The organism is Azoarcus sp. TTM-91 (genome assembly GCF_012911025.1).
In the GTDB taxonomy this organism is placed as follows: domain Bacteria; phylum Pseudomonadota; class Gammaproteobacteria; order Burkholderiales; family Rhodocyclaceae; genus Azoarcus.
Genome location: NZ_WUEI01000062.1, coordinates 1 through 13,540, shown reverse-complemented (window position 1 = coordinate 13,540; position 13,540 = coordinate 1). Strand labels below are relative to the sequence as shown.

12 protein-coding genes are annotated in these 13,540 nt (G+C 67.4%); all 12 read left to right on the top strand.

Translation table 11 applies throughout. The features are described 5' to 3' along the window. The first annotated feature begins 10 nt into the window (after positions 1 to 10). Positions 11 to 1,591: an indolepyruvate oxidoreductase subunit beta family protein gene (locus GRF61_RS15870; RefSeq protein WP_169151606.1), complete on the top strand. Its 1,581-nt coding sequence runs from the start codon at positions 11 to 13 to the stop codon at positions 1,589 to 1,591. Between the two features lie 64 nt (positions 1,592 to 1,655). After that, positions 1,656 to 2,630 (top strand): PDR/VanB family oxidoreductase, encoded by a 975-nt coding sequence (locus GRF61_RS15865; protein ID WP_169151605.1) that lies wholly within the window; start codon positions 1,656 to 1,658, stop codon positions 2,628 to 2,630. 49 nt (positions 2,631 to 2,679) lie between these two features. Further along, positions 2,680 to 4,002 carry an aromatic ring-hydroxylating dioxygenase subunit alpha gene (locus tag GRF61_RS15860; RefSeq protein ID WP_169151604.1) on the top strand — a complete coding sequence of 441 codons (1,323 nt, stop codon included), beginning with the start codon at positions 2,680 to 2,682 and terminating at the stop codon, positions 4,000 to 4,002. A 16-nt stretch (positions 4,003 to 4,018) separates the two neighbouring features. After that, positions 4,019 to 4,501 (top strand): aromatic-ring-hydroxylating dioxygenase subunit beta, encoded by a 483-nt coding sequence (locus GRF61_RS15855; protein ID WP_169151603.1) that lies wholly within the window; start codon positions 4,019 to 4,021, stop codon positions 4,499 to 4,501. A gap of 127 nt (positions 4,502 to 4,628) precedes the next feature. Then, positions 4,629 to 6,263: an AMP-binding protein gene (locus GRF61_RS15850; protein ID WP_169151602.1), complete on the top strand. Its 1,635-nt coding sequence runs from the start codon at positions 4,629 to 4,631 to the stop codon at positions 6,261 to 6,263. Then, the gene (locus GRF61_RS15845) at positions 6,260 to 7,486 is read left to right on the top strand and encodes a thiolase family protein (RefSeq protein WP_169151601.1); all 1,227 of its coding nucleotides are present in this window, start codon (positions 6,260 to 6,262) and stop codon (positions 7,484 to 7,486) included. The genes GRF61_RS15850 and GRF61_RS15845 overlap by 4 nt, the downstream gene beginning before the upstream one ends. Continuing rightward, a complete protein-coding gene (locus tag GRF61_RS15840) occupies positions 7,483 to 8,727 on the top strand; it encodes an SDR family NAD(P)-dependent oxidoreductase (protein ID WP_169151600.1) in 1,245 nt (414 codons plus the stop codon). The genes GRF61_RS15845 and GRF61_RS15840 overlap by 4 nt, the downstream gene beginning before the upstream one ends. A gap of 27 nt (positions 8,728 to 8,754) precedes the next feature. Next, positions 8,755 to 9,540: a cyclase family protein gene (locus GRF61_RS15835; protein WP_169151599.1), complete on the top strand. Its 786-nt coding sequence runs from the start codon at positions 8,755 to 8,757 to the stop codon at positions 9,538 to 9,540. 10 nt (positions 9,541 to 9,550) lie between these two features. Beyond that, positions 9,551 to 10,279: an SDR family oxidoreductase gene (locus GRF61_RS15830; protein ID WP_169151598.1), complete on the top strand. Its 729-nt coding sequence runs from the start codon at positions 9,551 to 9,553 to the stop codon at positions 10,277 to 10,279. Positions 10,280 to 10,351: 72 nt separating this feature from the next. Continuing rightward, a complete protein-coding gene (locus tag GRF61_RS15825; RefSeq protein WP_169151597.1) occupies positions 10,352 to 11,494 on the top strand; it encodes an ABC transporter substrate-binding protein in 1,143 nt (380 codons plus the stop codon). 242 nt (positions 11,495 to 11,736) lie between these two features. Next, positions 11,737 to 12,774 (top strand): branched-chain amino acid ABC transporter permease, encoded by a 1,038-nt coding sequence (locus GRF61_RS15820; RefSeq protein ID WP_169151596.1) that lies wholly within the window; start codon positions 11,737 to 11,739, stop codon positions 12,772 to 12,774. Then, a partial coding sequence (locus GRF61_RS15815; protein ID WP_169151595.1) for a branched-chain amino acid ABC transporter permease occupies positions 12,771 to 13,540 on the top strand: 770 nt, incomplete at its 3' end. The genes GRF61_RS15820 and GRF61_RS15815, both read left to right, overlap by 4 nt.

Sequence of the window (13,540 nt, the reverse complement as noted above, 5' to 3'; positions counted from 1 at the left end):
GAGAACAGACATGAGCAAGATCGTTTTTCACCCGGGCACGCCGATCAAGATCGCGGTGCTCGCCATGGGCGGCCAAGGCGGCGGCGTGCTCGCCGACTGGATCGTGGACATGGCCGAGAAGGCCGGCTGGTGGGCGCAGACCACCTCGGTGCCGGGCGTTGCCCAGCGCACCGGCGCCACCATCTACTACCTCGAACTGCTGCCCGAGAGCGATGCGCACGCCGCCGGCAAGCCGCCCACGCTGGCGATGATGCCGACGCCGGGCGACCTCGACCTGGTCGTCGCCGCCGAGCTGATGGAAGCCGGCCGCGCCATGCAGCGCGGGCTGGTGACGCCGGACCGCACCACCCTCATCACCTCCACCCACCGCAGCTACTCGGTGACCGAGAAGGCGGCGCTGGGCAACGGCATCGGCGACCCCAACAAGGTCATCGAAGCCGGCCTGGAAGCCTCCAAACGCATGCTGGCCTTCGACCTGCAGGCGCTGGCCGAAAAGGGTGGCAGCGTGATCTCCGCCAGCCTGTTCGGCGCGGTCGCCGGCTCCGGCGCCCTGCCCTTCAGCCGCGAGGCCTTCGAGGAAACCATCCGCGACAGCGGCAAGGGCGTGGAAGCCAGCCTGCGCGCCTTCGCCCTCGGTTTCGACGCCGCCGCCAAGGCCCCCGCCGCGCCGGAGCGCATCGACACCTCCCGCCCCGCGCCGGACGTGCCGGAGAAGGCCGCCAACCCCAAGGTGGATGCCCTGCTGCAGCGGGTGAAGCGCGAATTCCCGCAAGCCGCCCACGGCATGCTGGTGGCCGGCCTGCGCCGCCTGATCGACTTCCAGGACATCGCCTACGCCAGCGAATACCTGGACCAGATCGCCAAGGTACGCGAGCTCGATGCCGCCAAGGGTGGCGAGGCCAAGGGCTGGGCGCTGACCCAGGCCATGGCGCACCGCCTGGCGGTGGCCAAGAGCTACGACGACGTGATCCGCGTCGCCGACCTCAAGACCCGCGGCAGCCGCTTCGAGCGCGTGCGCAAGGAAGTCGGCGCCAAGCCGGACCAGTTGGTCTACACCACCGAGTTCATGCATCCGCGGCTGGAAGAAATCTGCGGCACCCTGCCCGCCGGCCTCGGCCGCTGGCTGGAGAACTCCAAGGGTGTGGGCGGCTTCGTCAAGCGCAAGATGGAGCATGGCCGCCGCGTCGAAACCGGCACGCTGACCTGGTTCATCGCCCTGTACATGCTGGCCGGCATGCGCCGCTTCCGCCGCAGCACGCTGCGCCACCAGATCGAGACCGCCGGCATCAACGCCTGGTACGAGCGGGTGCTGAAGAACGCCGCCGCGGATTACGACTTCGCCGTGGAAATCGCACACTGCCGCCGTTTGGTGAAGGGCTACAGTGGCACGCACGCTCGCAGCGGCGACCGCTTCGCCCGCCTGATGGAGGCGGCCGACCGCCTCGCCGGCCAGGCCGACGCGGCGGCCACGCTGAAGCGGCTGCGCGAAGCGGCGATGGCCGATGAGGAAGGCCGCCAGCTGGAAAACCAGCTTGGCCTGCTGATGAAGAGCACCACGGCGGAAGCCGGCTTCACCCGCCAGGCGGCCTGAACCGCACAGACGGCGCACGGGACCGCAAACGGCAATAAACGGACGAGATAGAGGAAGAGACGCGATGTCAGAACTGGAACTCACGGTCAGCGAAATCCGGGCGGAAACGCCGCTGATCCGCACCCTGTACCTGCAGGCGGCGGACGGCAGCGCGCTGCCCGCCTTCACCCCGGGCGCCCACCTGAAGGTGAGCATTCCGGGTCTGGCAGATGCGCGCTGCTACTCCCTCGTCTCGTTCGAGCCCACCGGCGGTTTCGATGCGCCGTCCGCCTACCGCCTCGGCATCCGCCTGGAAGAGGAAAGCCAGGGCGGCTCGCGCCACATGCACACTCTGGCGGTGGGCGACCGGGTGACGGTCTCCGCGCCCAAGAACGACTTTCCGCTGCATGCCGCCGAAGCCAGCGAAGGCGAAGTGGTGTTGCTGGCCGGCGGCATCGGCATCACCCCCATCGCCGCCATGGCCTGTGGCCTGCAAGCCGCCGGCCGCAGCTACCAGCTGCACTACAGCGGCCGCAGCCGCAGCCAGCTCGCCTTCCTCGACGAACTGGCCAGTCTCGCCGGCCCGGCCCTCAAGGTGCATGCCGACGACGAAGCCGATACCAGGCTGGACATCGGCGCCCTGCTGGACGGTCTCAAGACCACCCAGCACCTCTATGTCTGCGGCCCCAAGGGCATGATCGACGCCCTCATCGAAGGCGCCAAGCAACGCGGCTGGCCTGCCGACCGCGTGCATTTCGAACTCTTCGCCGCCGCCGCGCCGCTCGAAGGCGACCAACCCTTCGAAGTGGAGCTGCGCCAGTCCGGCGTCACCCTCACCGTGCCGGCCGACAAGACCATCCTCGACGTGATGGAAGAACAGGGCTGCGACCCGATGTACGACTGCAAGCGCGGCGAATGCGGCGTGTGCACCGCCACTGTGCTCGAAGGCGTGCCCGACCACCGCGACTACTTCCTGTCCGACGCCGAAAGGGCGGAGGGCAAACTGATCCAGATCTGCATCTCGCGGAGCAAGACACCGCGCCTGGTGCTCGATCTTTGATACCCGGATGCGACCGACGGCCGCAAGCAGACAGCATGAGGACATCGCGATGAGCAAGTACAGGAACAACCCGGCGGCGGTACGTGCGCTGGTGCGGGAAACCGAGGTGCACAAAGACGCCTACATCGACCAGGAAGTATTCGACCTGGAGATGGAGCAGGTCTTCACCAACAGCTGGGTCTACGTCGGCCATGCCAGCCAGATTCCGAACAAGGGCGACTACTACACCACCACCGTCGGCGACCAGCCGGTGGTCATGGTCCGCCACAGCGACGACAGCATCAAGGTGCTGCACAACCGCTGCCCCCACAAAGGCGTGAAGGTGGCCGGCGAAGGCTGTGGCAACACCGGCAAGTTCTTCCGCTGCCCCTACCACGCCTGGACCTTCAAGACCGACGGCTCGCTGCTCTCCATCCCGCTGAAGAACGGCTACGCCGACACCGGCTTCGAATCCTGCGAAGCCAGCCACGGCATGGCGGCGGTGAAGAACGTGCACGTCTATCGCGACTTCGTGTTCTGCCGCCTGGCCAACGAAGGCATCTCCTTCGAGGAGTTCTTCGGCGACTCCCTCAGCACCATCGACAACATGGTGGACCGCTCCCCGGTCGGCAAGCTGGAGGTGGCCGGCGGCGTGCTGCGCTACATCAACAACTGCAACTGGAAGATGCTGGTCGACAACCAGACCGACACCTGCCACCCGATGGTCGCCCACGAATCCTCCGCCGGCACCGCGGTGGACGTATGGAAGCGCGCCCCCGAAGGCACGCCCAAGCCGATGGCGGTGGAGCTCTTCGCCCCCTTCGCCTCGCCCTACGAATTCTTCGAGAAGATGGGCATCCGCGTCTGGCCCAACGGCCACGGCCACACCGGCGTGTCCGACTCCATCCACGCCGACTACTCCGCCATTCCCGACTACTGGGAAGCCATGGTGGCCAACTACGGCGAAGACCGCGCCAAGCAGATCCTCGGCGAGTGCCGCCACAACACGGTGTATTTCCCCAACATGACGATGAAGGGCCCCATCCAGGCCATGCGGGTATTCAAGCCGCTGGGCCCGGGCAAGACCCTGGTCGAGTCCTGGACCTTCCGCCTCGTCGGCGCGCCGGACATCCTGCTCGAACGCACCCTGATGTACACCCGCCTCATCAACGCGCCCACCTCGGTCGTCGCCCACGACGACACCGAGATGTACGAGCGCGCCCAGGAAGTGCTGCACAGCCGCGGCCGCGAGTGGGTGAACCTGCAGCGCCTGTACGACGGCAGCGAGCAGCCGGACGTGAGCACCGTCACCAACGGCACCAACGAATGGCAGATGCGCAACCAGATGCGCGCCTGGGTCAAGTTCATGGGCCCGGCCGCCAAGGCGGAGTAAGGAAGGAAATCGAACGATGAACACCTTGACCGAAAAGACCGTACTCGACTTCGTCTATGCCGAAGCCCGCATGCTGGACGAGCAGCGCTTCGACGACTGGCTGCAGCTCTTCACCGACGACGGCTACTACTGGATGCCGCTGACGCACGACCAGCCGGACCCGCGCCTGCATACCTCGCTGCTGTACGAAGACAAGCTGCTGCTGCAGGTGCGCATCGAGCGCCTGCACGGCAAGCGCACCTTCTCCCAGCAGCCGCACAGCCGCAGCCACCACCTGCTGCAGCTGCCCACGCTGGAATCCATGGACGCCGCCAAGGGCGAAGCAGTGGTTCGCACCGCCTTCCACTACGTCGAAACCCGGGTGGACGAGCAGCAGCTCTATGCCGGCTGGGCCACCCACACCCTGGTGATGCAGGACGGCGTGCTCAAGATCAAGTTGAAGAAAGTCGAGCTGGTGAACTGCGATGCGGCCTTCGGCAACATCCAGCTCTTCATGTAAGCGCCACACATAAACGACAATCGCCCACCGCGCGCAGGCGCGGAGGGCGGGCACAACAAACCTCTGACAGAAAGGTGAGGCGCCGCCAGCCCCAGGGCTGGAACGGAGACCACGCCGGGAGCAAGACTTGGCAAGCACAGTTCACCAGGCCTTCTACGAGGCCGCCGTCCGCTGGGCGAAGCAGCCCTTCCTCTGCATCCTGCCGGAAACGGCGGGCATCTACGGAGTGGAGGCCGGCGAGTTCGGCTACGCCGAAACCTTCGAGCGCGTCGAAGCCCTGCGCCAGGCCTACGCCGCCGCCGGCTACGGCCACGGCCACCGCGTCGGCATCCTGCTGGAAAACCGCCCCGCCTTCTTCCTGCACTGGTTCGCGCTGAACGGCCTGGGCGTTTCCGTGGTGCCCATCAACCCGGACATGCGGGCCGCCGAGCTGGAATACCTCATCGGCCACTCCGAGATCGCGCTGGCCATCGCCCTGCCCCATCGCCACGACGACCTGAAGGCCGCCGCCGAACGCGCCGGCCGCCCCTTCGCGGTGATGGCCGACGGCGATCTGCCGCCGCGGGCCAGCTTCCCGGCGCCGCAAGCGGACACCGCCCCCGGCGAGCTCACCGAGTGCGCCCTGCTCTACACCTCCGGCACCACCGGCCGGCCCAAGGGCTGCATCCTGCCCAACCGCTACTTCCTGCACGCCGGCAAGTGGTACGCCGACATCGGCGGCCTGGCCCAGCTGCATCCGGGCAAGGAACGCATGATCACCCCGCTGCCCCTGGTGCACATGAACGCCATGGCCTACTCGGCGATGGCCATGGTGCTCACCGGCGGCTGCCTGATCCCGCTGGACCGTTTCCACCCGCGCAGCTGGTGGGCCAGCGTGCGCGAATCCCGCGCTACCGTGGTGCACTACCTGGGCGTGATGCCGGCCATGCTGATGAAGGCCGAGGCCGGCCCGGCGGACCGCCAGCACAGCGTGCGCTTCGGCTTCGGCGCCGGGGTGGACCGCACCCTGCACGCGCCCTTCGAAGAGCGCTTCGGTTTCCCGCTGCTGGAAGCCTGGGCGATGACCGAGACCGGCGCCGGCGCCGTCGTCATCGCCAACAAGGAACCGCGCCACATCGGCAGCTCCTGCTTCGGCAAGGAAGGCGACGACGTGCTGGTGCGCATCGTCAAGGACGATGGCACTGAAACCGGCGCCGGGGAACAGGGCGAACTGCTGGTGCGCCACGCCGGCGACGATCCGCGCTACGGCTTCCTCGCCGGCTACCTGAAAGACCCGGCGGCCACCGACGAAGCCTGGGCCGGCGGCTGGTTCCACACCGGCGACATCGTGCGCCGCGACGCCGACGGCTACCTGCACTTCGTCGATCGCAAGAAAAACGTCATCCGCCGCAGCGGCGAGAACATCGCCGCGGTGGAAGTGGAAGCGGTGCTGCAGCAGCATCCGCTGGTGAAGTCGGTGGCGGTGGCGGCGGTGCCGGACCCGGTGCGCGGCGACGAGGTGATGGCGCTGGTCATCGCCCAGGACGCGCCCGCCGACCGCCCGGCGATGGAAGCCGCCGCGCTGGAGCTGGTCACCTGGTCTCTGTCCCAGCTCGCCTACTACAAGGCGCCGGGCTACGTCGCCTTCGTCGACAGCCTGCCGCTCACCACCACCAACAAGATCCAGCGCGGCGAACTGAAGGCGCTGGCGCCCACCCTGGTCGACGCCGCCAACTGCGTGAACACCTGCGCGATGAAGAAGCGCCAGGGAGATCACAAGTGAGTGCGGCAACAAGTCCGGCGGCAAGTGCAGCGCCCGCCGGGAAACGGCGCGGCTATGACGGCGTCGCCGTCACCGTGCCGGTCACCATTCCCTACGTGCGCTACTCCACCCGCAGCGCGCACTGGTGGCTGGGCCGCGCGCTGGCGGAGCTGATCCGCGGCGCCGGCATCGCCAAGGGCGAAGTGGACGGCGTCTGCGTCTCCAGCTTCACCCTGGGGCCGGACACCGCCGTCGGCCTGATGCAGCACCTGGGCATGAGCCCGCGCTGGCTGGACCACATTCCCATGGGCGGCGCCTCCGGCGTGGTCGCGCTGCGCCGCGCGGCGCGGGCGGTGCAGGCCGGCGACGCGGACGTCATCGCCTGCATCGCCGGCGACACCAACCATGTGGACTCCTTCCGCAACACGGTGAGCCAGTTCTCCCGCTTCGCGCAGGACGCGGTCTATCCCTACGGCGCCGGCGGCCCCAACGCCAGCTTCGCGCTGCTCACCGACTACTACATGAAGCACTACGGCGCCAGCCGCGAGGACTTCGGCAAGCTCTGCGTCGCCCAGCGCGACAACGCCCTGAAGAACCCGCATGCGCTGATGAAGAAGCCGCTGACCCTGCAGCAATACCTCGACGCCCGCCCCATTACCGACCCCATCCACCTGTTCGACTGCGTGATGCCCTGTGCCGGCGCCGAAGGCTATCTGGTGATGAGCGAGGAACGCGCCCGGGCGCTCAAGCTGCCCTACGCCCGCGTGCGCTCCACCATCGAACGCCACAACGCCTTCCCGGAAGACCCCATCCAGTTCCGCGGCGGCTGGGCGATGGACAAGGACGCGCTCTACGAGCACGCCGGCGTGGCCCCGGCGGACGTCGATTTCCTCGAGACCTACGACGACTACCCGGTCATCAACGCCATGCAGTTCGAAGACCTCGGCTTCTGCGCCAAGGGCGAAGTCGCCGGCTTCATCCGCGCCAACGAATTCACCATCGACGGCAGCTTCCCCTTCAACACCTCCGGCGGCCAGCTCTCGGTCGGCCAGGCCGGCGCCGCGGGCGGCTACCTCGGCTTCGTGCAGGCGCTGCGCCAGCTCACCGGCGGCGCCGGCCGCACCCAGGTGAAGGACGCGAAGATAGGCGTGGTCTCCGGCTTCGGCATGATCAATTACGACCGCGGCCTGTGCTCCGGCGCGGCCATCCTGGAACGCGGCGCGACGCAAGGAGAAGCGGCATGACCGAACCGCTCGTCAAACCGAAGAAGAAAAACCCGGTACTGCGCACCCGGCTGGCCACGCTGCCGCCGGTGCCGCGCAGCCGCACTGCGCTGGGCCTGACCCGCGCCGCCGCCGAAGGCGTGTTCGAGATGCAGGTGTGCGCCGACTGCGGCACGGTGCAGTACCCGCCGCGCGAAGTCTGCGGCAGCTGCCTCTCCGAGCACCTGGCGTGGAAGCCGGTGGACAACCGCGGCGAACTCATCGCCACCACCACCCTGCGCCACAGCAACGACCTCTACTTCCGCGAGCGCCTGCCCTGGCGCGTCGGCACGGTGAAGATGGCCGCCGGCCCCTCGGTGGTCGCTCATGTGCACGAGGACTGCGCCGAAGGCGGCAGCGTGCGGCTGACGCTGAAGCTGGACCGCAGCGGCCAGGCGGTGCTCCATGCGCTGCCGGAAAAGGACACCCCGAACATGAACGACGCCCCGCAGCTGCGCGAATCCACCTGCGACCCGAAGTTCCGCCGCGTGCTCGTCACCGACGGCAAGTCCGCCACCGGCATGGCGGTCGCCAAGGCCATGCTGGAAGCCGGCGCCAACGCCGTTTTCCTCGGCGACGCCAGCACCTGGAAGACGGTGCCCGCCTTCGACAAGCTGGTCGCCTCCGACCCGCGCCTGCAAGTGGTGGAGCTCGACGTGACCGACACCGACTCGGTGGACCGCCTCGCCGCCTCCATCGGCGGCAAGGTCGAGATCCTGGTGAACACCGCCGACTACCTGCGTGACGGCGGCATCCTCAACCGCAAGGATGTGAACCTCGCCCGCGACGCCATGGAAGTGAACGTGCTCGGCCTGATGCGCCTCGCCCAAGCCTTCGGCCCCGGCATGTGCTTCCGCGCCGCGGACGGCAGCAACAACGCGGTGGCCTGGGTGAACATCCTCTCCATCCACGCCCATGCCGCCCTGCCGGCGCGCGGCGCCTGGTCCGCCTCCAAGGCGGCAGCGCTGTCGCTGTCGCACACGCTGCGCGCCGAACTGCGCGGCGCCGGCGTGCGGGTGATGAACGTGTTCCCCGGCCCGGTGGACGAGGAATGGGAACAGCTCACGCCGCCGCCCAAGATCGCGCCCTCCGGCCTGGCCAAGGCCATCGTCAAGGGCCTGCAGGACGGCGTCGAGGACCTCTATGTCGGCGACATCGCCGAGGAACTGCGCACCCGCCTGCGCGAAAACCACAAGGCCGTCGAACGCGAGCTGGGCCAGTAAGCCCGGCCACGCACAGGAGAACCGCAGATGAGCACCCCCATCCTCGCCCAGTTCATGGCCGAGCTGCTGTCCGGCCGCGTGAAGCTGGTCGACCTCACCCAGACGCTGACGCCGGAATTCCCCATCATCCAGCTGCCGCCGGAGTTCGGTCAGGCCTGGCCCTTCCGCATCGAGGAGATCTCCCGCTACGACGAGCGCGGCCCGGCCTGGTACTGGAACAACTTCTCCATGTCGGAGCACACCGGCACCCACTTCGATGCGCCCATCCACTGGATCAGCGGCAAGGACCAGCCGGACAACGCGGTGGACTCCATCCCGGTGGAGAACTTCATCGCCTCCGCCTGCGTGATCGACGTTTCCGCCGAGTGCGCCGAGAACCCGGATTTCCTCCTCACCGTCGAGTATGTGAAGGCCTGGGAAGAGAAGCATGGCCGCATCCCGGAACGCGCCTGGGTGCTGATGCGCACCGACTGGTCCAAGCGTGCCATGCCCAAGGAATACCTGAACATGGCCGAGGATGGCGCCCACTCCCCCGGCCCCGACGCCGAAGTGGTTCCGTGGCTGATTCAGGAACGGAACGTGCATGGCTTCGGTACCGAATCGGTCGGCACCGACGCCGGCCAGGCCCATCACCTCAACCCGCCCTACCCCTGCCACTACTTCATGCACGGCAACAACCGCTACGGCCTCCAGTGCCTGACCAATCTGGATCTGCTGCCGCCGCAAGGTGCCGTCATCTTCGCCGCGCCTCTCAAGATCCGTAACGGATCCGGCAGCCCGCTGCGCGTACTGGCACTGACTCCCACGGTTTGAGGAACGGAACATGAGTGAAAAGCACGTCGCCGTCGTCACTGGCGGCTCGGCCGGGATCGGCGCCGACATCTGCAAGCGCATGCTGGCCGACGGCTACGAGGTCATTTCCCTGGCCCGCCGCGCACCAGATTGGACCCACCCCCGCCTCAAGACCGTGCAGGTCGATCTGCTGGACGCCGCCGCCACCGCGCAGGCCGGCCAGGAGATCGCCGCCGCCCACGAGGTCAGCCACTTCATCCACAACGCCGGCGTGATCTGGCCCAAGCTGCTGGGCGAAGTGAAGAACGAGGAGTTGCAGGGCCTGACCCAGATCCACCTGGGAGCGGCCATTGACCTGATGCAGGCCTTCCTGCCGGGCATGACCCAGCGCCAGTTCGGCCGCGTGGTGCTGATGTCCTCCCGCGGCGCGCTGGGCCTGCCAACTCGTACCGCGTACTCGGCCACCAAGGCCGGCATGATCGGCATGGCGCGCACCTGGGCGCTGGAGCTCGCGCCCAAGGGCATCACGGTGAACGTGGTTGCACCGGGCCCGATACAGACCGACATGTACTACGCCGTCATCGAAGCCGGCAGCGAGCGCGAGAAAGCGCTGGCGGCAGCGATCCCGGTCAAGCGCGTCGGCCGTGCGGACGACGTCACCCGGGCCGTGATGTTCTTTGCCGACCCCGAGAACAGTTTCGTCACCGGCCAGACCCTGTACGTCTGTGGCGGAGCGAGCGTAGGCACCATAACAATCTGAAGTCAAAACGAAGTAGCCGCTCTTTTTTCACTCACACCTGCTGCACGAAAGAACCCTAACGGAGGTTTCGCCATGTTGCTGAAGAAGATCACCGCTGCCGTCGCCCTGGCCACCCTGGCCACCACCGCCTTCGCCCAGGTGAAGGTCGGTGTCATCACCTCCGCCACCGGCCCGATCGCCCTGGTCGGCATCCCGCAGAAGAACACCGTTCCGCTGATGCCGAAGAAGGTCGGCGACCTGACCATCGAGTACATCTCCCTGGACGACGCCAGTGATTCCACCGCCTCCGTGACCGCGGTGAAGAAGCTGATCTCCGAGAACAACGTGGACGCCATCATCGGACCTTCCGGCTCGCCCAACGCCATGGGCGCCATCGGCTTCGTCGCCGAGGCCGGCGTGCCGCTGCTGGCGCCGGTGGGCACCGCCGCCGTGGTGCTGCCGATGACCGAGCAGAAGAAGTGGGTGTTCAAGACCACCCAGAACGACGACATCATCGCCAAGGCGCTGGTCGAGCACATGGCCAAGAACGGCGTGAAGAGCCTGGGCCTGTTCGGCACCGGCGACCCCTACGGTGAAAACTGGAGCAAGGTGATGACCGCGCTGGCCGAGAAGAACGGCATCCAGATCGTCGCCAACGAGAAGTTCCAGCGCAACGACACCTCCGTCACCGGCCAGACCCTGAAGATCATCGGCGCCAAGCCGGATGCGGTGCTGATCGCCGCCCCGGGCAGTTCCGCCGTGCTGCCGCAGACTTCGCTGTTCGACCGCGGCTACAAGGGCAAGTACTACCAGACCCACGGCGCCGCGCTGGATGACTTCCTGAAGCTGGGCGGCAAGAAGGTGGAAGGCACCATCCTGGCGGCCAGCCTGATGCTGGTGCTGGACGAGATCCCGGACAGCAACCCGGCCAAGAAGGTCGCCGCCGAGTACATGGGCGCCTACGAGAAGATGTACGGCAACAAGCCGGCCACCTTCGGCGCCAACGTCTATGACGCCGGCCTGCTGCTGCAGAAGGCCATCCCCATCGCCGAGAAGAAGGGCAAGCCGGGCACCAAGGAATTCCGTGCCGCCCTGCGCGACGCGCTGGAACAGACCAAGGAACTGGTGGGCGCACAGGGCGTGTACAACATGACGCCGGAAGATCACAGCGGCTTCGACGAGCGTGGCCGCGAGATGATCACCGTGAAGAACGGTGCCTGGGCCCTGCTCAAGTAAAACGCTTTGCCGGCACCGCTCACCCGGTGCCGGTTTTCCTTCAGGCCCGGCGCTGCGGCGGCGGGTCGAACCAGCCCCCCGGTATTCCTGCCAGGCGGAGTCAGCCTCTACCGGCAGCTCCGGCGGTCCCGCTCACCCCGCGGGAACGCGCACCGGGAGGGCGGAGACGCCAACCGCGTCATGTCGTGCCCCTGTCCACCCCCGCGGCGGAACGGCCGGCCTGAACGAAGGACTTTGTTCGAATGGACCTACAGATTGCCTTGATCCTGGGGCAGGACGGCGTCACCAACGGTGCGATCTACGCACTGCTGGCGCTCTCCATCCTGCTCGTCTTCACCGTCACCCGGGTATTGCTGATCCCGCTGGGTGAGTTCGTTTCCTTCGGCGCGCTCACCATGGCCGCCGTCCAATCCGGCACGCCCAACAGCATCGTCTGGCTGGTGGCCGGCCTCGCCGTGGTCGAAGCCGCGCTGGACCTGCGCGTGCGCTTGCGCTCGCCCTCGCGCCGCGGCATTCCGCTCAGCATGGTGCTGAAGGTTGCCTACGCCTTCGCCCTCGTCGTGCTGATGTACCAGTTGCCGCTGGCTGACCTGCCGATGGCCGCCCAGGTGCTGCTCACGCTGGCCGTGGTGGTGCCGCTGGGTCCGCAGATGTATCGCCTGTTCTTCCAGCCGATCGCGAATGCGCCCTCGCTGGTGCTGCTGATCGTCTCCATCGCGGTGCACGTCGCCATGGTCGGCGTCGGCCTGCTGCTGTTCGGCCCCAGTGGCGCGCAGACCAAACCCTTCTCCGAAGCCGGCTTCGAGCTCGGTCCGCTGATGATCAATAGCCAGAGCCTGTGGGTGATCGCGATGTCGCTGGCGCTCATCATCATCCTGTACCAGTTCTTCGAGCGCACCATCTACGGCAAGGCCCTGCGCGCCACCGCGATCAACCGCGTCGGCTCGCAGTTGATGGGCATCTCGCCGGTGTTCGCCGGCCGCGCCAGCTTCCTGCTCGCCTCCTTCATCGGCACCCTGTCCGGCGTGATGGTCGCGCCCATCACCACGATCTACTTCGACTCCGGCTTCATCATCAGCCTGAAGGGCTTCGTCGGCGCCATCATCGGCGGCCTCGCCAGCTACCCGCTGGCAGCGGTGGGCGCGGTGCTCGTCGGCCTGCTCGAAGCCTTCTCCTCCTTCTGGGCCAGTACCTACAAGGAAGTCATCGTGTTCACCCTGATCATCCCCTTCCTGCTCTGGCGTTCGCTCACCAGCCGTCACGTGGAGGAAGAAGAATGAATCCGCGCTACTTCCTGTTCGGCTTCCTCGCCCTGCTGGCCGTTGCCCCGCAGTTCCTCCCGCCCTTCTACGTCACCCTGCTCAACTACATCGGCCTCTACGCCCTGGTGGCGCTGGGCCTGGTGCTCTTGACCGGCGTGGGCGGCCTCACCAGCTTCGGCCAGGCCGCCTTCGTCGGCCTCGGGGCCTACACCACCGCCGTCCTCACCACCGCCACCGAATTGCCCGGCTGGCTCGCCTGGGCCGGCGGCTCGCCCTGGCTCGCCCTCGTCGTGGGCCTCGTCTTCACCGCGGTGGTCGCCCTGGTGCTGGGCTCGCTCACGCTCAAACTCTCCGGCCACTACCTGCCGCTGGGCACCATCGCCTGGGGCATCTCGCTCTACTTCCTGTTCGGCACCCTGGAGAGTCTGGGCGGGCACACCGGCTTGACCGGCATCCCCCCCATCACCCTCTTCGGCGTGGTGCTCGACGACGGCCCCAAGATCTACTACCTCATCTGGCTCTTCCTGCTCGCCGCCGTCTTCACCACCCAGAACCTGCTCGACTCGCGTGAAGGCCGCGCCATCCGCGCACTCAAGGGCGGCATGGTCATGGCCGAAGCCATGGGGGTGAACACCTCGCGCTCGCGCATGATCATCTTCCTCATCGCAGCACTCCACGCCTGCGCCTCCGGCTGGCTCTACGCCCACATGCAGCGCTTCGTGAACCCCACCCCCTTCGGCCTGCACATCGGCATCGAATACCTCTTCATGGCGGTCGTCGGCGG

What these genes read in the sequence shown, in the direction of transcription:
- GRF61_RS15870 (WP_169151606.1), top strand. Translation starts at nt 11, where the DNA reads ATGAGCAAGATCGTTTTTCACCCGGGCACGCCGATCAAGATCGCGGTG.
- GRF61_RS15865 (WP_169151605.1), top strand. Translation starts at nt 1,656, where the DNA reads ATGTCAGAACTGGAACTCACGGTCAGCGAAATCCGGGCGGAAACGCCG.
- GRF61_RS15860 (WP_169151604.1), top strand. Translation starts at nt 2,680, where the DNA reads ATGAGCAAGTACAGGAACAACCCGGCGGCGGTACGTGCGCTGGTGCGG.
- GRF61_RS15855 (WP_169151603.1), top strand. Translation starts at nt 4,019, where the DNA reads ATGAACACCTTGACCGAAAAGACCGTACTCGACTTCGTCTATGCCGAA.
- GRF61_RS15840 (WP_169151600.1), top strand. Translation starts at nt 7,483, where the DNA reads ATGACCGAACCGCTCGTCAAACCGAAGAAGAAAAACCCGGTACTGCGC.
- GRF61_RS15835 (WP_169151599.1), top strand. Translation starts at nt 8,755, where the DNA reads ATGAGCACCCCCATCCTCGCCCAGTTCATGGCCGAGCTGCTGTCCGGC.
- GRF61_RS15830 (WP_169151598.1), top strand. Translation starts at nt 9,551, where the DNA reads ATGAGTGAAAAGCACGTCGCCGTCGTCACTGGCGGCTCGGCCGGGATC.
- GRF61_RS15825 (WP_169151597.1), top strand. Translation starts at nt 10,352, where the DNA reads ATGTTGCTGAAGAAGATCACCGCTGCCGTCGCCCTGGCCACCCTGGCC.
- GRF61_RS15820 (WP_169151596.1), top strand. Translation starts at nt 11,737, where the DNA reads ATGGACCTACAGATTGCCTTGATCCTGGGGCAGGACGGCGTCACCAAC.